Source organism: Pseudomonas putida NBRC 14164 (genome assembly GCF_000412675.1).
Lineage (GTDB): Bacteria > Pseudomonadota > Gammaproteobacteria > Pseudomonadales > Pseudomonadaceae > Aquipseudomonas > Aquipseudomonas putida.
This window is the reverse complement of sequence record NC_021505.1, coordinates 4,139,444-4,160,381: the sequence shown is the minus strand read 5'-3', so window position 1 is coordinate 4,160,381 and position 20,938 is coordinate 4,139,444. Positions and strand designations below refer to the sequence as shown.

Annotated in this window: 21 protein-coding genes and 1 pseudogene; 16 read left to right on the top strand and 6 right to left on the bottom strand. The window is 59.7% G+C overall.

Annotated elements, in window-relative coordinates; genetic code table 11:
* Nucleotide 1 precedes the first annotated feature (1 nt).
* Nucleotides 2-388 (top strand): annotated as a pseudogene (locus PP4_RS28125) (AraC family transcriptional regulator N-terminal domain-containing protein); the annotation flags it as partial.
* Here the strand turns inward: PP4_RS28125 and PP4_RS18390 are convergent.
* Entirely contained in the window at nucleotides 368-1,957 is a 1,590-nt protein-coding gene (locus PP4_RS18390) for an NCS1 family nucleobase:cation symporter-1 (protein WP_370453620.1), read from the bottom strand. The pseudogene PP4_RS28125 and the gene PP4_RS18390 sit on opposite strands and share 21 nt — an antisense overlap.
* 226 nt (nucleotides 1,958-2,183) lie before the next feature.
* Here PP4_RS18390 and PP4_RS18385 point away from each other — a divergent pair, with 226 nt between their 5' ends.
* The 6 genes from PP4_RS18385 to PP4_RS18360 all read left to right on the top strand — a co-directional run bounded on the left by PP4_RS18385 (nucleotide 2,184) and on the right by PP4_RS18360 (nucleotide 6,888).
* Nucleotides 2,184-3,218, top strand: a complete 1,035-nt coding sequence (locus tag PP4_RS18385; protein WP_016500685.1) for a L,D-transpeptidase — start codon at nucleotides 2,184-2,186, stop codon at nucleotides 3,216-3,218.
* A 91-nt stretch (nucleotides 3,219-3,309) separates the two neighbouring features.
* Nucleotides 3,310-4,020, top strand: coding sequence for a murein L,D-transpeptidase catalytic domain family protein (locus tag PP4_RS18380; protein ID WP_370453634.1), 711 nt, complete (start codon nucleotides 3,310-3,312; stop codon nucleotides 4,018-4,020).
* A gap of 191 nt (nucleotides 4,021-4,211) precedes the next feature.
* Nucleotides 4,212-5,042, top strand: a complete 831-nt coding sequence (locus tag PP4_RS18375) for a winged helix-turn-helix domain-containing protein (protein ID WP_016500683.1) — start codon at nucleotides 4,212-4,214, stop codon at nucleotides 5,040-5,042.
* 158 nt (nucleotides 5,043-5,200) lie between these two features.
* The gene (locus PP4_RS29605) at nucleotides 5,201-5,500 is read left to right on the top strand and encodes a hypothetical protein (RefSeq protein ID WP_231859007.1); all 300 of its coding nucleotides are present in this window, start codon (nucleotides 5,201-5,203) and stop codon (nucleotides 5,498-5,500) included.
* A 198-nt stretch (nucleotides 5,501-5,698) separates the two neighbouring features.
* Nucleotides 5,699-6,250 carry a DUF1090 family protein gene (locus PP4_RS28120; protein ID WP_158491000.1) on the top strand — a complete coding sequence of 184 codons (552 nt, stop codon included), beginning with the start codon at nucleotides 5,699-5,701 and terminating at the stop codon, nucleotides 6,248-6,250.
* Between the two features lie 323 nt (nucleotides 6,251-6,573).
* A complete protein-coding gene (locus PP4_RS18360) occupies nucleotides 6,574-6,888 on the top strand; it encodes a DUF2388 domain-containing protein (RefSeq protein ID WP_041167802.1) in 315 nt (104 codons plus the stop codon).
* Nucleotides 6,889-6,947: 59 nt separating this feature from the next.
* On the opposite strand, the gene PP4_RS18355 is transcribed toward PP4_RS18360, so the two are convergent.
* Nucleotides 6,948-7,652 carry an SDR family oxidoreductase gene (locus PP4_RS18355; RefSeq protein ID WP_016500680.1) on the bottom strand — a complete coding sequence of 235 codons (705 nt, stop codon included), beginning with the start codon at nucleotides 7,650-7,652 and terminating at the stop codon, nucleotides 6,948-6,950.
* Nucleotides 7,653-7,749: 97 nt separating this feature from the next.
* Nucleotides 7,750-8,643, bottom strand: a complete 894-nt coding sequence (locus tag PP4_RS18350) for a LysR substrate-binding domain-containing protein (protein ID WP_041167801.1) — start codon at nucleotides 8,641-8,643, stop codon at nucleotides 7,750-7,752.
* A 213-nt stretch (nucleotides 8,644-8,856) separates the two neighbouring features.
* Between PP4_RS18350 and PP4_RS18345 the strand changes: the two genes are divergently transcribed.
* From PP4_RS18345 to PP4_RS18320, 6 genes are all read left to right on the top strand, one after another.
* On the top strand, nucleotides 8,857-9,411 hold the full coding sequence (locus PP4_RS18345) for a helix-turn-helix domain-containing protein (RefSeq protein WP_016500678.1): 555 nt from the start codon (nucleotides 8,857-8,859) through the stop codon (nucleotides 9,409-9,411).
* Between the two features lie 27 nt (nucleotides 9,412-9,438).
* Nucleotides 9,439-10,785, top strand: a complete 1,347-nt coding sequence (locus PP4_RS18340; protein ID WP_016500677.1) for a glutamine synthetase family protein — start codon at nucleotides 9,439-9,441, stop codon at nucleotides 10,783-10,785.
* 75 nt (nucleotides 10,786-10,860) lie between these two features.
* Nucleotides 10,861-11,634, top strand: coding sequence for a gamma-glutamyl-gamma-aminobutyrate hydrolase family protein (locus PP4_RS18335; protein ID WP_016500676.1), 774 nt, complete (start codon nucleotides 10,861-10,863; stop codon nucleotides 11,632-11,634).
* Between the two features lie 69 nt (nucleotides 11,635-11,703).
* On the top strand, nucleotides 11,704-13,062 hold the full coding sequence (locus tag PP4_RS18330) for an aspartate aminotransferase family protein (RefSeq protein ID WP_016500675.1): 1,359 nt from the start codon (nucleotides 11,704-11,706) through the stop codon (nucleotides 13,060-13,062).
* Between the two features lie 313 nt (nucleotides 13,063-13,375).
* Entirely contained in the window at nucleotides 13,376-13,930 is a 555-nt protein-coding gene (locus PP4_RS18325) for a helix-turn-helix domain-containing protein (RefSeq protein WP_016485777.1), read from the top strand.
* 109 nt (nucleotides 13,931-14,039) lie between these two features.
* Nucleotides 14,040-14,597 (top strand): GNAT family N-acetyltransferase, encoded by a 558-nt coding sequence (locus tag PP4_RS18320; protein WP_016500674.1) that lies wholly within the window; start codon nucleotides 14,040-14,042, stop codon nucleotides 14,595-14,597.
* A gap of 14 nt (nucleotides 14,598-14,611) precedes the next feature.
* On the opposite strand, the gene PP4_RS18315 is transcribed toward PP4_RS18320, so the two are convergent.
* The 3 genes from PP4_RS18315 to PP4_RS29690 form a co-directional block, all read right to left on the bottom strand.
* On the bottom strand, nucleotides 14,612-15,172 hold the full coding sequence (locus PP4_RS18315) for a nucleotidyltransferase family protein (protein ID WP_016500673.1): 561 nt from the start codon (nucleotides 15,170-15,172) through the stop codon (nucleotides 14,612-14,614).
* Nucleotides 15,173-15,274: 102 nt separating this feature from the next.
* Nucleotides 15,275-17,335, bottom strand: a complete 2,061-nt coding sequence (locus PP4_RS18310; protein WP_016500672.1) for a TonB-dependent siderophore receptor — start codon at nucleotides 17,333-17,335, stop codon at nucleotides 15,275-15,277.
* A 565-nt stretch (nucleotides 17,336-17,900) separates the two neighbouring features.
* Entirely contained in the window at nucleotides 17,901-18,035 is a 135-nt protein-coding gene (locus tag PP4_RS29690; RefSeq protein ID WP_256352856.1) for a hypothetical protein, read from the bottom strand.
* A 17-nt stretch (nucleotides 18,036-18,052) separates the two neighbouring features.
* Between PP4_RS29690 and PP4_RS18300 the strand changes: the two genes are divergently transcribed.
* The 3 genes from PP4_RS18300 (at nucleotide 18,053) to PP4_RS18290 (ending at nucleotide 20,700) form a co-directional block, all read left to right on the top strand.
* Complete coding sequence (locus PP4_RS18300) at nucleotides 18,053-18,685, top strand: hypothetical protein (RefSeq protein WP_016500670.1); 633 nt, start codon at nucleotides 18,053-18,055, stop codon at nucleotides 18,683-18,685.
* Between the two features lie 244 nt (nucleotides 18,686-18,929).
* The gene (sfnG, locus tag PP4_RS18295) at nucleotides 18,930-20,024 is read left to right on the top strand and encodes a dimethylsulfone monooxygenase SfnG (protein ID WP_016500669.1); all 1,095 of its coding nucleotides are present in this window, start codon (nucleotides 18,930-18,932) and stop codon (nucleotides 20,022-20,024) included.
* A gap of 94 nt (nucleotides 20,025-20,118) precedes the next feature.
* Nucleotides 20,119-20,700, top strand: coding sequence for a hypothetical protein (locus PP4_RS18290; RefSeq protein WP_016500668.1), 582 nt, complete (start codon nucleotides 20,119-20,121; stop codon nucleotides 20,698-20,700).
* Nucleotides 20,701-20,938: the final 238 nt, after the last annotated feature.

The window sequence follows — 20,938 nt, the reverse complement described above, 5'->3', positions numbered from 1 at the left end:
CGAACGGATGGACGCCTGGGTACGTATGCTGCGCCTGATGGACAAGCCTGAAGAGATAGCGGCCCTTGCCCGCGTCTATGAGTGCGAGATTCTGTACCGCGTGTTGCAAGGCCCGCATGGCTGGATGCTGGGGGAGATAGCCGCGCCGGATACAGCCCTGGCGAGGGTAAGCCAGGCTATTCAGTTCATACGCCGTGACTTTGCGCAGGCGATCAGAGTTGAAGAGCTTGCGCAGCGGGCGGCCATGAGTGTTTCGGCGTTCCACCGGCACTTCAAAGCTGTCACCAACCTGAGCCCGTTACAAAAAGTGCGCTGTGACCGTCTGCTTTGGTCGGAAGCAGCCACACGTGGCTGCTTCCAATCCCGGTCAGTGCTGCGCGCTATCTACCGCGATGCTTTCGCCGGACACTTCCTGGTACCTGGCGCTGCGATTGGCAATGGCGTAATGAATCAACCCGCCCAAACCAGCCCCGAAGAACCAGGAGAACTGCGACAGCGTCTCGAACGCCGGCACCAGCGCCAGCACAATGGCGATCAGCGCAGCGGGGATAAACGCCGCGACGGCGCGCAGGTTGACCCCGCCGCTATAGTGGTAGGCGGCCTCCGGGCTTTCGCTATACAGCTGCGGCAGGTTCACCCGGCTGCGCCGTACCAGGTAGTAGTCGGTGACGATGATGCCGTACAGAGGGCCGAGCAGGGCGCCCAGGCCGCCGAGGAAATACACGATCACGGACGGGCTGTTGTACAAGTGCCAGGGCAGGATTACCACCGCGATCGCGGCGCTGAGCAAGCCTGCGCGGCGGAAGTTCAGCAGGTTCGGCGCCAGGTTGGCGAGCACGTAGGCCGGGGCGACGAAGTTGGCCATGATGTTCACTGCCACGGTGACGATCAGGAAGGCCAGGCAGGCCAGTACCAGGCCGGCGGTGTTGGGGATGGCGGCGACGATTTCGGTCGGGCCCTGCACCAGCTTGCCGTCGATGCTGAACTGCGCACCGGCCAGCACCACGGCGATCAGCGCGAAGCCGAGCATGTTCACCGGCAGGCCCCAGAAGTTGCCCACGCTGATGGTGCGCCGGTCCGGGCAGTTACGGGTAAAGTCGCAGAAATTGAGAATCATGGTGCCGTACAGCGAGACCCATAACGCGGCGGCGCCGAGCACTTTCAGCCACAGTGTGGAGCCGGTTGGCGCGTTGCCGCTCGACCAGGCAATCGACAGGCCGCTGCGCCAGTACATCCAGCCCGCCAGGCAGGCGAAAGCCACCAGGATGATCGGCCCGGTGATGGACTCGAAGCGGCGCACCATCTCCATGCCGTAGGCGAAGATCGCCACCTGCACGCACCAGATGCCGAGGAAGGTGAGCCAGCCCAGGGTCGACAGGCCGAGGATCGAGTTCTGGTCGTAGGCCTTGAGGTCTGGAGCGATGGCGGTCAGCAGCACGCGCAGGACAACCGAGGCGAGGTAGGTCTGGATGCCGAACCAGGCGATGGCGATCACCGCGCGGATCAGTGCCGGGATCTGCGCCCCATGAATACCGAAGCTGATCCGGCACAGGACAGGGTAGGGCAGGCCGGTCTTCTGGCCCATGTAACCGGACAGGTTCATCAGGCCGTAGATCACCAGTGCGCCGAGCGCGAAGGCGCAGAGGATCTGCGCGCCGCTCATGCCCAGGGCGAAGAGGCCGATGGCGAATGAATAGTTGGCGATGTTATGCACATCGTTGGTCCACAGCGCAAACAGGCTGTAGCGCCCCCACGTGCGATTCGCCGCGCGTGTCGGTGCAAGGTCGGCACTATACAGGCGCGGGCTCAACGCCAGCGGGCCGGGCCCAGCCGTATCGGCGGGGAGAGCATCGAGCTGGTCAACATCGGAACGTGAAATCGACGCCATCGGGACTCCGTGATGGTTGTGTACTTTTATTTTTGGATTTGTATACAAACAAGAATCATACCAACCCATGCGTATGGCCAGATCTAGGGTTCCAGCGCCTTCATCTGGCAAGTTCCATGGCGTGCGCTGCGCTTTTAAGTGGGAATTTTGTGCACATCTACTGTGCACAGTTGTTACCACCAGATCCCGGTCTGATCGCGTGGTATTCCGACAGCCTGGGCCGTTGCGTTGAACGTGTGGCTTTGCGGGTCAAGTTCCGACTAAGCTGGCGGCAGGGTTCTTTGGGGGCAATAGGATGTTGCATGTAACGCTCGGACTCGGTCTGTTACTCAGCGCTGCCTTGGTCGAAGCGGCTCCACTGCAGGTGCCCACCCCGGCCGCACTCAGGAGCCAGCTTGAAAGCCTCAAGCCTGGCCAGTTTCTCTGGTACCCGCAGGTCTCGCCCGTGGGGCCGGTGACCGTAGTGGTCAGCCTTACCGAGCAACGTGCTTACGTTTATCGCAATGGCATTGCCATTGGTGTCAGCACCGTGAGCAGCGGCAAGGCAGGGCGGGAAACCCCCACCGGGGTATTCAGCATTCTGCAGAAGAAGGTCGAGCATAAGTCCAGCCTCTACAACAGCGCACCGATGCCCTACATGGAGCGCCTGACGTGGGACGGCATTGCCCTGCACGCAGGCCATCTACCGGGGTACCCCGCCTCGCATGGTTGCGTGCGCCTGCCGATGGACTTTGCCAAGAAGCTGTACGAAGTCACCGGTTTCAGTTCGACCACCGTTATCGTTTCCGATACCAGCAGTGCCCCGGTGGAGGTCTACCACCCCGGCGTGCTGGCGCCCACGGTCAGCGATGGCAAGGCCCAAGGCCCGCTGATGCTGAGCAACCAGCAATTCTGGAACGACCCAGACCCCACGGCAGGGCCCCTGTCTATCCTGATCAGCCGCGCCGACTTGCGTGCCTACGTGTATCGCGGTGGCCAGTTGGTCGGCTCGGCGCCAGCACTTTCGCCTGAAGGCAGCCAGCATCGCAGTGGCATGGCCGTGTATTCCCTGCTGCAAAAACCATCCGCCCTGGCACTCGATGGCGCACTACCCTTACGGTGGTCGGTGGTGGGCCTGAGCAACCCGGAGTACGGGAATACCCCCTATGAACAACTGGGGCAACTGAACATCAACCCGGAGTTTCGCCGCCATTTACGCACGGCGATGGACGTCGGCACGATGCTGGTGATCACCGACTGGGCGTCGACCCGGGAAACCCGCACCGAAGGAAAATTCACGGTGATCAGCACCGAAGGCAGTGAAGAATCTAAACCATTGGTCAAGAAGTGATCGGCTTTCCTGAGGTAATCAAGCAAAGTAGCCGCTTTTGGCTGCAAACAAGGCAAGAAAAGACAGGTTTTCAACAGGGTATTCCATGTCGATGTTCGAACCATTGCGGGGAGCCTTTCGGCTCTCAGCGGCCAGTATTGGCCTGTTTTTCCTCAGCGCCTGGCATGCTGCCCACGCGCAACCCCTGCCTAGTGCTGCCGAGCTGCATCAGTTGGCGCCTAACGCCAGCCTTTCGACCCTGGCCCTGGCACTCACCGCCTACGCGTGCGCCAGTCACAGCGACGCGGACAAGTTGCTGACGGTGATCGATTACTCCAAGGCTTCGCGTGACAAACGCCTGTGGGTTTTCGACCTGCGCGCCCGGAAGCTGTTGTTCGAGGAGTGGGTCGCCCATGGCAAGAACAGCGGCGCTGATGTGCCGACCACGTTCTCCAACGCGCCGAACAGCTACCAGTCCTCCATCGGCCTGTATGAAACCGGTCAGACCTACAGCGGCAAGCACGGCCGCTCGCTGCGCCTGCAGGGGCTTGAGCCGGGGTTTAACGACAACAGCATGTCGCGGGCGATCGTGATGCATGCCGCTGCGTATGCCGACCCCAAGGTGGTGCCCGGCCTCGGTCGCCTGGGGCGCAGCCAGGGCTGCCCAGCCGTGCGACCAGCAATTGCCGGCAAGTTGATCGAAACGCTGCAACGCGGCAGCTACGTGTTTGCCTATTACCCGCAGCAAAACTGGCTGAAAACATCGCGTTTTCTTAACGCCCAGAGCTGCCCGCTGGCCAATCAGTCGGTCGCCAGTAAATAGGGCCTTTGCTGCGTGCCTCGGGTCAGGTCAGGTCGCGCTTTTGACCTGCTGGCCATCAAGCCGTCGCTAGCCATATTGGCTGGTTGTGAAGTCAGTGATGATATTATGCGTCGCGCAGCGGGACAGTGGCGGCTGGCTAGCCGGAAGGTTGTCATTGTGCTGGCGCAAGTCATTGGCCGTGGAGGGTATTGATGGAGGTCTGTTACGACGCGGAACGGATGACGCTGAGTTGTGCTCAGTTATCAACAACTTTAGGCAGTAACGAAAGCGATATGTTGCTTGCCCTGATAGCAGGCATTACTGATAAAGAGGCGATAATTTCCCAGGTATGGGGTGGCCGGGGCTTGGTTGTCTCTGACAGCAGTTATTACAAGACAGTGCATGCGCTTCGTTCGAAGCTTGTTGATGTTGGTGTGCCTCGAGACAGTTTGAAAACATTGCCTAAGCGCGGTTTGATACTTCTGTGTGAAATCACCATGGTTTCCGCGGACGCTGCAGTTGAACGGGGCATGCCATTGCACCTCGAGCAAGTCAGGCCTCCAGCATCAACAGGCGCCAGTGAGCAACCCTTTGGCAATGACAGCACGCAAACCGGCTCAAGTGAGGCTGCACCTGGCCAGGCGGAGCTCGCTGAAGAAAGGCAGACCTCTGTTATTGCCCCGCTTCCATTGCGTGACGGATGGACAAGAAGAAATAGCCACTTGTTTTTGCCGGCTCTCGCCTTTCTAGGTGCGTTGCTCCCTGTTATCTATGCTTACCTCATGTTTCACAAACCGCCGGACCTGGAGGCCTGGAAGCGTGTATGGGAAGGGCAAGGTGCAGCGCTGTACGTCGAGCAGAGTGAAAGTATGTCCAAGGATGATGTATTAACAGCGATGGCCGGGTTCGAGCCGGCGTTGGTATTGAAAGACAGCAATTATTATGTCCGCAAGCCCCTCAGTCAATTACTCATAAGCTGTGTAAAGCCTGAAAGCCACGGGGAGGCGTTGTGCGTAAATTATCTGCGCGTTGGCAAAAAGTGATTGGCCTTACGTCACTTCTCTCGGTATTGATCTTTGCAGGGTTGATAAGCAGGTATGTGGTATCGGTATACAGAGATATTCCTCGGGCCCCGTGCAGTGCCTCCATTGACTTTGTCCACGTGGAAGAGGGGGAGGGGCTTTGGCGTGGCGTTGGAGATATGACGATCGACCCCAATGAAGGTGCGATTTATGTCTATTACCATGTGATAACCCCGCACGGTGTGAAATATTTGTACGACAGACGCTTCGAGTTGTTGATGACGCACCTGGATACCTCGCGGTATCTCTTCAAGACACGTTCTGTTTCAACATTCGATGGCGATACGGCGGGAAGTAATATTCCATTCATGGCCCGTGGTTTTCAAGGGGGCATCATGACCTTCAATGCGTTCTCGGATTTTGAGTACTACTTTAATGTGAATAACTTGGTGGTGGGGGTGTGCCACGTGCCGCGGTAGTGAATGTCGCGCTGCTCGGGCAGGTCTCGGCCGATGCTCGAGGGCTACGGTTATCAGGGCAGGGTAGTCGGTGTACAGGCGTTTGGTAAGAAAAAGTAAGGGCCAGGCGCCTGTTGAGATGGATAAGTAAGGCCAAGTAAGGTTGAAGTAAAGCCGGTCGCGTCATCGCGAGGTACTGTGCTGCTCAGGTTGAGCATGGTGCTCGATGGTCTGTACGTTCAAGTACTGATGGCAGCGCAGGTCTTGTTGGCGTTGCTGTGCGATGTGGCAAATTTCAGGTTTACAAGGCTTTCAGGTATGCATGGGCGAAGTGTTGTTGGCAAGTATTTAGAAGGGTGTCCGTACAGGAAACACGCGCTGGGTATTCGTAGCGTGGGGGTAGCGCCTTTTTTATTGGGTGTATTCGCTGTGTTTGCAGTGTGTGACCTGTCTTTGGCCGAAGATAGAAAGAGCTGTGAACAGCGCAGGGACGAGATTGCTCACGAAAGGGAACAGGCAATACGGTATGGGAATATATACCAGCAGAGAGGGTTGGAAGCTGCGTTGTCCCGGGTTCAGCGTTACTGCCGTGATGATGAGCCGAGCCCAAAAGAAGAACAATTGTCTCGTGCACTGAAAGATGTTCACCGCAGGGAGGACCAGCTGGAAGCTGCGATAGAGTCCGGGTCTGCCAGAATGATTGAAAGATACAAAAGAAAACTGGAGCAAGCGCAGGAGCGACTGCGTAGCGTTTCAGGGGAAGAAAAGTAATTGCATTTTTTTAGTGAGCGATGATCACTGGGGCGTTTGATGAAGTCATTGATGTGTATGTGCCCGCTTTTATTTTACTTTCTTGTTTCCGGTTGTACCGCGAGTGATTGGATTGAGGTGGCGGGCGGTGTCATGCAAGGGCGTGACGATTACAGTAAATCTCAGCGTGCTGAGCGCTTGAAGCGTGCTAATAATGCTGCGATGCGTATGAAGGAGAGAAACGTTGTTGAGTAATGCAATTAAATGGCTCGCGGGTGAGTGTAGTGAAGCGAAGGGTTGACGACGCTAACACTACTTCGGGTATTTTTCATTCAGGTTTAGTAATGCGCTATATATTTTCCTTGTCCATCTGTTGTTTTTTGGTTTTTTCCAGTCCTGCGATGGCGATGAATGATTTCTGGGCCGAAACCCTCATCTCCAGCACGAGCACTGCAACCACCTACTTGACCTCGCGAGATAGAAAGCTGATAGCAGCAACCCGAGATGATGCCAGCAGCTTTGTTGCGAGCGATGGCAATATCAAGGGGGTTTACCTTGAAGCTGCGATGGATAAATTTCGACAATCCCATCCGGACATAGCTGTCAGTGACATGGCCTTGGCTCAATTCATACTGGCCTACGAGCAGGATTACCTTTGAAGAACACCCATGTTGCATGAACCGAAGGCCGCAGCAGCGCACACTGCGGCCACAGGCAATTACACGCTGCGCGTCAGGCCGCCGTCTACCTTGATGTTCTGCCCGGTGATGTAGGCAGCGCCTTCGCTGGCCAGAAACGCGATGGTCGCGGCGATTTCCTCGCTGGTGCCATAGCGTTTGAGCGGCACGCTGTCGCGGCGTTGTTCGGTGGCCGGCAGGCTGTCGATCCAGCCGGGGAGCACGTTATTGATGCGCACGTTATCCCCGGCAAAAGTGTCGGCGAAGATCTTGGTGAATGCGGCCAGGCCCGAGCGGAATACAGTGGATGTCGGGAACAGCTCATTCGGCTCGAACGCCCAGGCGGTGGAAATGTTGATGATGACGCCACCCTTCTGGCGTTGCATGTAAGGCGTTACCAGGCGAGTAGGGCGAATGACATTCAGTAGGTAGGTGTCCATGCCCTTGTGCCAGTCCTCGTCGCTGATCTCCAGGATCGGTGCGCGCGGACCATGGCCGGCGCTGTTGACCAACACGTCGACGCGGCCCCACTTTTCCACCACGGCGTCGACCAGGCGTTTCAGGTCATCAACTGACTGGTTGCTGCCGGTTACGCCAATGCCGCCAAGCTCGACAGCCAGTGCTTCGCCCTTGCCCGAAGAGGAAAGGATGCCAACCTTGAAGCCGTCAGCGGCCAGGCGCCGTGCTGCTGCCGCGCCCATACCACTACCACCGGCCGTGATAATCGCTACTTTTTCTACTGACATGCTGCCTCCAACGTTAACGGCTGATTGCTTAGGTGCAACCACCTTAGCAGCAGCCCCAGCGGTGAGGGAGGCAGCCAAACTTTACCGTGGCAGTAGATTAACTATTGTCAGCCTGTTGCTTGAGCCAGCGCTGCACAACGCCTAGCGACTCAGGCTGCTGCAGTTTGCGTGGCCACACCAGATAGAACGACTTATCGAGCCTGAGCTGCTGACCGAAGACCTGCACCAGCCTGCCCGCAACGATTTCATCGCTGACGAACGCCAGGCTGGCCAAAGCAATGCCTTGACCACTGATGGCCGCGTCGATGGCCAATGAAGTCTGATTGAACCGCAGGTTTTTCGCAGTCGGTTGGGTGTGTTGCGGGAACACTGCCGCAAGGTACTGAGGCCAGAAATTATGGGCATCGTGCAGCATGATGAATTCTTGAAGCTGCGCAAAGCTGGCGGGTGCATGAGTGCCTTCAAACAGCTTTGGGCTGGCCACGGCAACGATGCGCTGCTCCATCAGCAGTTCGCTGTTCAAACCCGCGCCGATTTCAGGCTTGCCATAGCGCACTGCGATATCCACGCCATCGGTGCTGAAGTGCGACAGCCGATCTGTGGCCAGCACACGCAGATCGATGTCTGGGTAGCTTTGCGCAAAGCTGCCCAGCCTCGGAATAAGCCATTTAGAGGCAAAGGTAGGGGTAACGCTGACCGTCAGGTGCGACGTCTGCGGTCTGAGCAGGCGGGTTGCCTCATCGATCATCGCCAAGGCGCTGCGAATGCTGGTGCTGTAACCCAGGCCCGCATCGGTCAGCGCCAGGCCCCGGGGCAGGCGCTCGAACAGGCGAAGGTTCAGGTTCGCCTCCAGCCCGCGTATCTGTTGCGCGACTGCCGCCTGGGTCACACCCAGTTCCTCGGCAGCCAGGCGAAAGTTCAGGTGGCGGGCAACCACTTCAAACACGCGTAACGCGTTAAGCGGGGGCAATTCTGGGAAACCGTTTGGCATGACGAGGGCAATGGCCGGGCTGGGAAGATTCACCGCCGAGGCTACTCCCTGAGCACCTTTAAAGAAACCCACGGCACCGTTGCCAATCCGGGTCCTTGCACCCCAAACCCTCTGTTCGCTGCTGCACAAATTCAGGGTCCGGCTTGACTCGTGAAAATTTTCATGTAATTTTTCATGAAAAATAACTCTAAAAATTTCACGGCAGCCCACTCGATGAAGATGCACGAAGAGGTTGAAGCCCTCGCGATCCTTATTCACGACCTGCGCAAATTCAAGAACCTGACCCTGGGCGAGCTGGCCGAGCGCATCAACCGCTCGGTCGGCTTCCTTTCTCAGGTCGAACGCGGTGTTTCGCGCCCTACCGTGGCGGACCTCACCGCCATCAGCGAAGCGCTCGGCGTATCCACCGCGTACTTCTACAACCTGAGCAAGCCCCGCAGCATTGGTTGGGTCACGCGCCCCCACGAGCGGCGCACGCTGTACCTGGAGTCGGGCATTACCGATGTGCTGGCTTCGCCCACCATCGCCGGTGCCTTCGCCATGCTCGACAGCCATCTGGAGCCAGGCGCCACCAGTGGCGAGGCGTACCTGAGTGACCGTTCCGAGCAGGGTTGTTTCGTGCTTGAGGGCGAACTCACGGTATGGCTGGACGACGGCGAGGCCGTGACCCTGCAGGCCAACGACTGCTTCCAGGTGCAACCCCACGCGCAGTTCCGTTACGCCAACCTGACGGCAAAACCCACCCGCGTGCTCTGGGTCTTCAATTGAATTCGTTCACCTCACAAGGATAAGAAGATGAGTGTCATCTTTGCGGATCTGCTGGCTGAAGTGCGCTCGTTCCGAGCGGAGCACCCAGAAATTCGTTATGTCGACCTGATTGCGCTGGATATCCCCGGGCACTTCTACGGCAAGCGCTACCCCATGGACATGCTGGAGAAAGTCGCAGCCGGCGCGCCGCTGAAGCTGCCGCAGAACTGCGTGTTGTTGGGTACCCAGGGTGGCCTTTACCCGATTGGCGATTACTGCTTTGCCGACGGCGATCCGGATGCTGCCCGGCGCCTGGTGCCGGGTACCCTGAAGCCGGTGCGCTGGGAAAAGGAAGTGATTGCCCAGATGCTCATCACCTCCGACGGCACTGCCAAGCCTATCGAGTTCGAGCCCCGTGAAGTGTTGGCCCGCGTGATTCAGCGCCTGGCCAAACGCGGCATACGCCCGGTGGTGGCTTTCGAGCTGGAGTTCTACCTGTTCGACCGCAAGCTCGACAACGGCCTGCCACAGTACCCGCGGGACACGGCGACCGGGGACGAGGACGACCAGCCGAACATGCACATCGAGCGGCTTTCACGCTTCTCGTCGGTGCTGCACGAGATGGTCGATGGCGCCAATGAGCAGGGCGTGCCGGCAAACGTCATCACCGCAGAACTGGGCCCTGGCCAGTTCGAGATCAACTTCTCCCACAGCGACGATGCCCTGAGCGCGGCGGATTGGTCGGCGCTGTTCTGCCGCAGTACCCGCGGTATCGCCATGAAGCACGGCTACCGTGCCAGCTTCATGAGCAAGCCGTACCTGGACGCGCCGGGCAGCGGCATGCATGTGCACGTCAGCCTGTATGACGCTGCCGGCAACAACATCCTGGCCGGCGCTGAACAGCGCAAGCTGCGCCATGCGGTGGCGGGGTGCCTGGAGCTGCTGCCGCACTGCATGCCGATCTTCGCCCCCAACCACAATGCTTACCGCCGCTACGGCGCCATGGTGAACGCGGCGAGCAAGGCCAGCTGGGGCTTCGAAGACCGTGATGCGTGCATTCGCATCCCCGAGTCCGACCCGCGCAACCTGCGCATCGAACACCGCATCGCCGGTGCCGATGCCAACCCGTACCTGGTGTTGGCGGCCATCCTGACCGGCATGGAGCATGGCCTGGACCGCGGCGTCGAGCCCATCGCCCCGCTGAACGAAAACCGTCAGAGCGGCATCGATTTCCCCAAGGATGCCCTCAGCGCCCTGGCCGCCATGCGTCACCACCCGGTGGTCAACGAAGGCCTGGGCAGTGAGTTCGTGATGGTCTATTGCGAAAACAAATACCAGGAGCAACTGGACTTCATGCGCCATATCGATGCCCGCGAATACCGCTGGTTCCTGTAGGTGCCGAAGGTCGAACAGCGACGCTGCACCCTCCCTTTCAACACAACGCGCAATATGGATTTGCCGGAGGAAGATATGCCACGTGTGCCCGTTATCGGCATTACCGCATGCACCAGCATGATCGAGCTGCATGCAACCCAGACCATCAGCGAGAAGTACGCACGCGCGGCAGCCAAGGCAGCGTGTGGGCTGCCCATCGTGATTCCCAGCCTCGGTGAACTGATGGACAGCGCCGATATTCTCGACGTGGTGGATGGGCTGATCTTCACAGGTTCGCCGTCCAACATCGAGCCGTTCCACTACAACGGCGCGGCCAGTGCAGCGGGCACTCATCACGACCCGCTGCGTGATGCCACCACGTTGCCGCTGATGCGTGCGGCCATCGCCGCCGGCGTGCCGGTGCTCGGCATTTGCCGTGGCTTCCAGGAAATGAACGTGGCACTTGGCGGCACCCTGCACCAGAAGGTCCACGAGACCGGTGTGTTCATGGACCACCGCGAAGGCAAGGGTGAGCCCATCGACAAGCAGTATGGGCCACGCCACACCATGCATGTAGAGCCCGGCGGCCTGCTCGACCGCATGGGCTTGCCGGCGGTCTTCGACGTCAACTCCATCCATGGCCAGGGCATCGATGTACTGGCCCCGGGGCTACGGGTGGAAGCGCTGGCACCCGATGGCCTGGTGGAAGCGATTTCGGTCGAGAACGGCAAGGGGTTTGCCCTGGCCGTGCAATGGCACCCCGAGTTCCAGGTCATGGACAACCCGCATTACCTGACCATCTTCCAGTCGTTTGGGAAGGCCTGCCGGCATCGCTCGGTATTGCGCCAGAGGCTGTTGCTGTCGGCCTGAACACCCACCGTTCCCAATTATCAAAGTACCCGCGCAGCCTGGCTGCGCAACTTGATGGAGTAGAAGTCAATGAGTGAAAAGAATTCGCAGACCCTTGCCTGGCAATCGATGAGCCGCGACCACCACCTGGCCCCGTTCAGCGATGTCAAACAACTGGCCGAGAAAGGCCCGCGCATCATCACCTCGGCCAAGGGCGTGTACCTGTGGGACAGCGAGGGCAACAAGATTCTTGATGGCATGGCGGGCCTGTGGTGCGTGGCGGTGGGCTACGGTCGCGATGAGCTGGCCGAGGTTGCCAGCCAGCAGATGAAGCAGCTGCCTTACTACAACCTGTTCTTCCAGACCGCGCACCCGCCTGCGCTGGAGCTGGCCAAGGCAATCGCCGATGTGGCGCCGCAAGGCATGAACCATGTGTTCTTCACCGGCTCCGGTTCCGAAGGCAACGACACCGTGCTGCGCATGGTGCGCCATTACTGGGCGCTGAAGGGCAAGAAGAACAAGAACGTCATCATTGGCCGCATCAACGGCTACCACGGCTCGACTGTGGCGGGGGCAGCATTGGGTGGCATGAGCGGCATGCACCAGCAGGGCGGGGTGATTCCGGATATCGTGCACATCCCGCAGCCATATTGGTTCGGCGAAGGCGGCGACATGACCGAGGCCGACTTCGGCGTGTGGGCGGCCGAGCAGTTGGAGAAGAAAATCCTCGAAGTTGGCGTGGACAACGTTGCCGCCTTCATCGCCGAGCCGATCCAGGGCGCCGGTGGTGTGATCATTCCACCGCAAACCTACTGGCCGAAGGTGAAGGAAATCCTGGCCAGGTACGACATCCTGTTCGTTGCCGACGAAGTGATTTGCGGTTTTGGCCGCACCGGTGAGTGGTTCGGTACCGACTACTACGACCTCAAGCCCGACCTGATGACCATTGCCAAGGGCCTGACCTCTGGTTACATCCCCATGGGCGGGGTGATCGTGCGTGACGAAGTGGCCAAGGTCATCAGCGAAGGCGGCGACTTCAACCACGGCTTCACCTATTCTGGCCACCCGGTGGCGGCTGCGGTGGGCCTGGAGAACCTGCGCATCCTGCGTGATGAGCAGATCATCCAGCAGGTGCACGATAAAACCGCGCCTTATCTGCAACAACGCCTGCGCGAACTGGCTGACCACCCGCTGGTAGGCGAAGTGCGCGGCCTGGGCATGCTCGGCGCAATCGAGCTGGTGAAAGACAAGGCCACCCGCGCCAGGTACGAAGGCAAAGGTGTCGGCATGATCTGCCGCCAGCACTGCTTCGACAACGGCCTGATCATGCGCGCCGTGGGCGACACCATGATCATCGCGCCGCCGCTGGTGATCAGCATCGAGGAGATCGACGAACTGGTTGAAAAAGCCCGCAAGTGCCTGGACCTGACCTACGAAGCTGTCCGCTGAAGACACCGGGGCTGCTGCGCAGCCCATCGCCGGCAAGCCAGCTCCCACAGGGGCCGCGCTGTTCTTGATACATGCGCTGTACCTGTGTGGGCTTTAGCCGTGAACACCGGGTTGGATTCTTCGCGGGTGAACCCGCTCCCACAGGGCCAGCGCAATGCTTGAGGTTGGCACCGTACTTGTGGGAGCCCGGCTTGCCGGCGATGGGCCGCAAGGCGGCCCCGGATTGCTTGCCTCACAGCCACAATTTGCTTTGTGAGATGAATCCTGTACTTTTCAAGGCATTATTTTCCCGTCTGAAAGTCGCGATTCAACTATGAAAGTGCACGAAGAAATCGAAGGCCTGGCAGTACTGATTCGCGACCTGCGCAAGTTCAAAGGCCTGACGCTGGGCGAGCTGGCTCAGCGTATTGGCCGTTCGGTGGGCTTTCTGTCCCAGGTCGAACGGGGCGTGTCGCGCCCGACCGTGGCCGACCTCACAGCCATCAGCGAAGAGCTCGGCGTCTCGACCGCCTACTTTTACAAACTGGACAAGCCCCGCGAGCTCGACTGGGTCACCCGCCCTCACGAGCGGCGCACGCTTCACCTGGCCGGTGGCATCACCGATGTGCTGGCATCCCCTACGATAACGGGCGCGTTCTCCATGCTCGATAGCCACCTGGAGCCAGGGGCGAGCAGTGGCGAGGAGTACCTGGACGACAGCTCGGAGCAGGGCTGCTTCGTGCTCGAAGGGGAGCTGACTGTGTGGCTGGGTGGCGGTGAGCCGGTCACGCTGAGGGCCAGTGACAGTTTTCAGCTGCAACCCCACGCCAGTTTTCGCTACGCCAACCTCACCGACAAGCCCACCCGCGTGCTCTGGGTGTTCAGCTGAGAGGCGTTTGGATGCAGTTCACATAAGGTAAGCTGTTGGCCCGCTCGACAAGAAACGACCCATCGCAGACTATCAGACGCTTCCACAAGGATGCCCAGGAACGAATGCCATGGATTGCCTGCCGACGCTGTATACCGATCGCCTTGTACTCACGCCCCTGCGGCTGGAGGATGCACCTGTAATCCAGAAATTGTTCCCGCAATGGGAAGTTGTCCGCTACCTCGATCGTCGCGTCCCATGGCCATATCCGGAAGACGGTGCGCTGGTCTATGTGCGGGATATCGCCCTGCCTGCCATGGCTGCGGGCCGTGAATGGCACTGGATGATCCGCCTGCGCAACGAGGCTGACTGCACCATTGGCAGCATCAGTTTGCATGAGCAGCCTGGAAACAACAGAGGCTTCTGGCTTGCGCCGCAGTGGTGGGGCATGGGCTACATGCGCGAAGCCTGCAGGGTCATCAACGCCTATTGGTTCGAGGCGTTGTCACGCCCGCTCATGCAGGTTCCCAAAGCCGTTGCCAACCATGCCTCGCGCAAGGTTTCAGAGCATGAAGGCATGCGTAGGGTGAGTACCCGTGATGGATATTTTGTTTCTGGGCCAATGCAGGTCGAGGTATGGGAGATGACACGCAGTGACTGGTTCGGCGGGTCGAAAACCGGGCACTAGCATGAGCATCCTGGTCACTCGACCAAGACAAGCCATGGCCAACGCTCCCGGTAGCTGGCGGCTTTCTCCCTGAACAAGCCTGGCCGTGGGTTCAGCTCGTTCATGTTCAGCAGATCGTGCTGCAGGTCATCCAGGCCATGGGTGCTGTACAACGTGCCCGTGCACACATCAACCCCAAGGCAGGTCGAGCGGATCAGGTAGCGGTCGATGCCATCCGTGACCTTGAGCAATGGCGAGTAAGCACCGCCGAATTTCCCCTGGTACCACAGGTGGACGCGGGCCTGGTTGCGCACTTCCACGTTGACGCCCAAGTGCGCGCAGGCCTGCTGCACCCTGGTGATAACCCGGTCCTCTGCCTCCCAGGACACGTCGGCGTCGAAATAGGCGATGTCATAGTCCTTGATACCCCAGCCGGCAGGCAGCCCTGCGCGGTGGTTCCAGAAGGTCTGGAACAGGGCGCCTGCCACCAGCATGCAGTGGGGGATCTCCAGCGTTGCCAGCAGCGCCAGAAGTGCCCGGTTTACCGGGTTCTCGCGGATGATCGCCAGTACCTGCTCGTCAGTCAGTGAATGCATGGGCACCGTCCTTGAGGGTTGCATTGCAGGGGCTGAGCTTACCTGAATGGCGCCAGGGCCATCACTGGGTGCCGTACAGTGCGCCGCTACACACGGGCGGGGTCAATACTTCCAGGTCACCGAAGCCGTCAGGTTGCGGGGCGCACCATAGCTGGCGGTTGTCGCGTTGTTGTACAGCGACAGGAGGTATTTGCGGTCGGTGACGTTGTTCAGGTTCAGCGACGTGCTCCAGTTGCTGTCAATGTCGTAGCTGGTCATCAGGTCAACCAGACCGTAGGCGTTCTGGTGGATGGCGCTGTTGGTGTCGTTCTCGACGCCGGTCTGCCAGCTGACACGGGCGCCAACCTTCATCTGTGGCAGGGTCGGCAAGCGGTAAGTGACCATGCCGCGCAAGCTGTGGGCCGGCACATATTTGCGCGCACGCTCGCCGTTGTCATCGTCAATACGTACATAGGTGTAGCCGGCGAGCAGGTCGAGGCCTGGCGCCACTTCGCCGGACGCCTGCAGCTCTACGCCGTGGCTCTTGAAGTCGCCCGGAGTGTAAACCTCCTGAACCCCGTCGAATCCGGCATCCACGGCCACGTTGCGCTGCTCGGTCTTGAACAGCGCAGCGGTCAGGTGCAGCCGCTGGTCCATCACGCTGCCTTTTACGCCCATTTCCATGCTCTTGCCTTCCAGTGGGTCGAGCAGCTTGCCGTCGGTACCGACCACGTTGTATTGCGGGTTGTAGATCTTGGTCCAGCTGCCGTAGATGCTCCATGCCTCGTTCAGGTCGTAGACCAGGCCGGTGTAGGGCGTGACTTTGCCGTGGGCGCGCGTGGAGTGTTCTGAACCGTAGCTCTCGCCCTTGCCGTCGGCGCTGAGCATGCGTGCACCGGCTATCCAGTGCAGGTTATCGGCCAGGCTGAAGCGCGCACCGGCGAATACGCTTTTTTGCGTGTCCTTGAAGTTCTGCGCCAGGTCGTCACTGGTGACGCCAAACGAGGGCATCGGCGTATTGCCCGCCAGGATGCCCGAGAACGACGTGTTGAAGAAACTGCCATGCTCCAGGTCTTCGTCATACTCCTGGCCTTTTCGATGCGTGCGCCCGTACGCGGCACCGAAGGTCAGCTGGTGCTCGCGACCGAACAGGCTGAACGGGCCTTGCACCTTGGCCTCGCCCAGCAACTGGTGGGCCTCGCTGCGGGTGTGGTTGGCATACGCGTCGGCAACATCACCGGAGACGCCACCGACATAGAGCATGTTGGTGTTCTGCTTTTCCTGCTGCCCGGTGGCCGTGAGCGTGGCGTTCCAGTCATTGCCGAAATCATGCTTAAGCTCGACGAAGGCCCGCTGGGTGTGCAGGTTCCAGTAGGTCCACGGCTGGCCGATGCTGTTGCTGCGCCCGCTGTAGTGGATGGCATTGCCGTCGTTGTCCACCAGTGGCAGGTTGCCCCAGGTGCTGCCGTTGGAATCACTGTTGTGCTGGGAGAAGCCCACAGTCACGGTGTCGGCGTCGGACACATCGAACGCCAGCAGGCCGGCAGCAACGTTGCGCTCGTGGCTGTAGCGGTCCATCCATGAGTTGCCCTTGTCGTGGGAGTAGATGAACCGGCCGCGCACATTGCCGCTGTCGGTCAGCGGGCCTGCAACATCGACGTCGATACGGCGGCTGTCCCACGAGCCGACGCTGGTGTCGACCTGCGCCTGGAAGGTATCTGTCGGGCGTTTACGCACGAAGTTGACCGTGGCCGACGGGTTGCCGGCACCACTCATCAAGCCATTGGCGCCGTGCAACACGTCGATCTGCTCGTACTCGGCCAGGTCCTGATCACCTACCAGCGTGCTGCTTACGAAGGGCATGCCCGTACCGTCGTATTCGAAGGTATTGATGTCGAAACCGCGCGAGGTGAATTCGGTACGGTCGGTTTCGGTTTGCTCGACGGTTACCGACGGTGCTGCGCGCAGTGCGTTCTTGATACCGGTGATCTTGAAATCGTCCAGCGCCTGGCGGGTGATGGTTGTCACGCCCTGCGGGGTCTGCTTGTCGGTCAGGCCCAGTTTGGTGGTGCTGGATGAGGCCCTGCCCTCGTAGCCCTGGCTCACGCCATCCACCACTTCGCTCGTGCTGTCGATCTGGGTCGCGGGCAGGGTGAGGTTGTCGGCGGCATGAACGACAGGCATGGCGCTGCATGCGCCGACCAGCAAGAGGCGGGCAGGGAGATGACGTTTCACGGGGAATTCCTGAGGCGGGGGACTGGTAAAAGGGTTACAGATTTCGTGCGAATGAGAAGCTACATCAAATGAGAAAATTTATTGATAAACAATGTTTCATGCTTCTTCACATCTCGCGAAACACGGCCTAGGTGGATGGCAGCAGCCAGCCGGTGCTCACGGAGGTTTCAAGCGGCTGCCGCGAGCAGCCTTGAAAGCGTTGGTTACATTGCCCTGCGCCGTCTTGCGGCTGGCAGGGCCATAGTTCATGCGTGTTCCGGGTCAACGCTCGAATCGGGTGGGAACCGCTGGTCGCTTTGGCTTCGCAAGCGCTAGATTTGATCCGGATTTTGTACGATGATTTTCGTAATTGCAGGGATGAGCTATGAAAACCGGTTTCAGGGAGGCCCAGCGCGCAGTGATAGCGGCGCTCGAATCAGGGGAGTACCAACACGTTTCGCGCGGGGATATCGATATAAAGAACCTGTTGGCTACAGGGGAGGTGTCAGCCCGAGCGGTTGTCGAAGTCGTGCGCTCATGCCGGGGCATTCACCACGCAAGCAGCCCTCACCACGCTGTCGCTGCCGTAGAGGTGCATCTGCTCAAACGGGATGGCTGGTACATCAAGTTCTTTTTTATCGAACCAGACACCTGGTTCATAAGCGTTCACCAGTGAGTACCCAGATCATGAAGATTCTGTTCGAAGGGGATAGCGGAAAAGCACTGTGCGAGCACTGCCAGGCAGTGGTGACCACTCGCTATGCCCGCCGGGATGTACCGTTCAGCGATGGCAAGGGTGTGGCCAGGGACATATTGGTGGGCGTGTGTACCCGTTGCGATGGCGTGGTCGCGCTTCCACCGCAATCCACACCAGCCATTCACGAGGCGCGCAACCAGCAGCTCAAGTCTATCGAGGCACGTTTACCAGCGGTCTACCTGGATGTGCTGGATGCGGCTATGCATGCGGTCAGTCGCGAGGCGGGCGCCAATCTGCGCAAGTTATTTCTTGCGTACTATTTTCAGCAACTGGCGCAGGTGCAGCAGGGTGGGCAATTGCAGGCTGCGCATCAAACATTCGTCCAGGCCCTGGATGAACAGCGAGAGCAGCGTGGGCTCGCGCGTTCCAGTGCTACTCGACGGTTGTCGATGAAGGTCAACCCGCACATGGCGCAGGACATGCTTGCGCTGCAACAACGAACAGGTGTGAACCAGACCGAGTTGTTGAAGGCTGTAATCGCTCTTATCCAGGCGGATGTACTGGAAGAGCGGGACGAGGAAGTGATTCTGGCCCTGCAGCGGCTGGCGCGGTTGGCTTTGTAGTCAGGGTTTGATTGCGATCAAGGCCCTGATGGATGACGCTCACATCGGCATGCGCAAAAAACCGCTGAGCTAGTCGCAAGCGGCGATGTTGCGCAGGCAACAGTGATCCGACAGCGTGTTTGATCACATGCAGTCAACATCGCCGACTAATTCCATTAACCCGTTGAAAGTAAAGCAATCCAGCCGTTGGCACGCTTGCTGCTCATGCCTCCTTGAACCCCAAGGATTCTCAAGGAGCTTCCCCATGAGCCACGCCCCACTCAAGTTCGCCTACTGGGTCCCCAACGTCAGCGGTGGCCTGGTGGTCAGCACCATCGAGCAACGCACCAGCTGGGACATCGACTACAACCGCAAGCTTGCGCAAATCGCTGAAAAAGCCGGCTTCGACTACGCCCTGTCGCAAATCCGCTTCACCGCCGGCTATGGTGCCGACAACCAGCATGAGTCGGTCACCATCAGCCACGCGCTGCTGGCTGCCACGGAAAAGCTCAAGGTCATCGCCGCCATCCTGCCAGGGCCGTGGAACCCGGCGCTGGCGGCCAAGCAGTTGGCCAGCATCGACCAGTTCACCAATGGCCGCATCGCCATCAACGTGGTCTCGGGCTGGTTCAAGGGCGAGTTCCACGCCATTGGTGAGCCGTGGCTGGACCACGACGAACGCTATCGCCGTTCCGAGGAGTTCATCCGCGCGCTCAAGGGCATCTGGACGCAAGACAACTTCACCTTCAACGGCGACTTCTATCGCTTCCGTAACTACAACCTCAAGCCCAAGCCGCTGCAGCAACCGCACCCCGAGATCTTCCAGGGCGGCAGTTCGCGTGCGGCGCGGGACATGGCCGCGCGGGTGTCGGACTGGTACTTCACCAACGGCAATAGCGTGGAAGGGATCAAGGCCCAGGTCGATGACATACGCGCCAAGGCCGCAGCCAACGGCCACTCGGTCAAGGTTGGGGTAAACGCCTTCATCATTGCCCGCGACACAGAGGAAGAGGCGCGGGCGGTGTTGCAGGAAATCATCGACAAGGCCAACCCCGAGGCGGTGCGGGCGTTCGGCCACGAGGTAAAGCATGCCGGGGCAGCCAGCCCGGAGGGCGAGGGCAACTGGGCGAAATCCAGCTTCGAGGACCTGGTGCAGTACAACGATGGCTTCAAGACCAACCTGATCGGCACGCCTGAGCAAATTGCCGAGCGCATCGTTGCGCTGAAGGCAGTCGGGGTGGACCTGATTCTGTCCGGCTTCCTGCATTTCCAGGAGGAAGTGGCGTACTTCGGCGAGCACGTATTACCGCTGGTCCGTGAGCTGGAAGCTGGGCGCAGCGTAAACAAGGCAGTGGCCTGAGGCCTGGAGGCAGGGTGGCTTGGCACCCTGCCAGTATTGTCGGATTGTCGTGCAGGGGTTAGGTTGCCGGGCTTACTTCAAGGAAGATACCCCTATGAAACGGACCTTACCGCTCCTGTTCGCCTGCGCGATGTTCCCCCTGCAAGCCTGGTCAGCACTTGAAATCGGCCAGTTCACCCTCGGCATGCCCAAGCGCCAGGTGCTGGCCATTCTGCAGCAGCAGTTTGGCGAGGTTGAGCATTTCACGGGCTATCACTATCAGGTACCGACCGAGTTCTACAAGGGCGCCGGCCCTAAGGGGGACCTCAACCTGGGCGGTATTCCCATCTCGCAGGTCCAGGCGGCGTTCAACGAGGCAGACCAGCTGCGCCAGGTTCAGGTGCGTTTGGACACCACCGATGAAGCGCGGGTGCAGCAACTGCTGCCAATGACCAGGGATGCGAAGCCTGTACCGGATACCGGTGGCCGGCTGGAAGCGTTTTCCGCAGATGGCGAACTGGTTTACTGGGTGTCCAGGAACTGGGACAGGACGGTGGTGACCATTGCCGACAAGGCCAGTTCGGAAGACAACATCAAGGCGCGGGCCAAAAGCGACGAGAAGTTTGCCCAGGTGAACCGCAAGTTCGACAAGTTGATCGAGACGGCCAAGGCGGTGGAGGGCAAGGGCGCGCCTTGATCGATGGCGAGGATCGGGTGGTCTGTGAAGGTGAGTTGCGTTTGCTGGGTGCCGATGGCTGCGACCTGTGCCACTGTTACCAGGATGGCGGGCTGGCCACTGCCCTGAAACCTCGCCTACCGTGCAGGGGGCGTGCACTTGGCGTCGGTTTCAGGATGCGCCTGGTCGTTCGCACGCAACCCCCTGGCGCCACAAGTGCCATGCTTGCAGGATGCCTTCGGACCAGCGTGCGCAGATG